The organism is Nonomuraea aridisoli (genome assembly GCF_003236395.1).
Classification (GTDB): domain Bacteria; phylum Actinomycetota; class Actinomycetes; order Streptosporangiales; family Streptosporangiaceae; genus Nonomuraea; species Nonomuraea aridisoli.
Genome location: NZ_POUD01000709.1, coordinates 1 through 392 on the forward strand (window position 1 = coordinate 1; position 392 = coordinate 392).

1 protein-coding gene is annotated in these 392 nt (G+C 52.6%); it reads left to right on the forward strand.

Annotated elements, in window-relative coordinates; all coding sequences use genetic code 11:
- Nucleotides 1-29: 29 nt before the first annotated feature.
- Nucleotides 30-392, forward strand: a 363-nt coding sequence (locus tag C1J01_RS54430) for an AAA family ATPase (protein ID WP_220040523.1), incomplete at its 3' end; no start/stop codon positions are given.

Genomic DNA, 392 nt, shown 5'->3' on the forward strand with positions numbered 1-392 from the left:
TGTTTGCTCATGAGGCGCTATGGTGGAACATGCGTGGAGACTGGCATCCCGCCTCAGGTCATTTTGAAACTCATTACAAGGAGCGGCGCCACCATGGAATGATCTGGGATTTCGTCGTCCCTGCTATGCGCAGTTGGCGCCTGTACCACTTCCATGACACCAGCGGCAGTGCTCTTGTCAAACAGATCCATAACGTTAACGACAACGAGTATCTGCGTGATGATGCTCGTAATCTGGCGGCCTTTCTCCTGCGGTTGAAGAACCATCACGACGAACACTACCAGCGTATCGTCAAGGCGATTCGCTTGGTTGCGCCTTTCTTCGGCGACTTTCATCTAAGGCCTACTGTCGACAACAAGGAAAAGATTCAACTCGAATGGACGGAGCAGGGC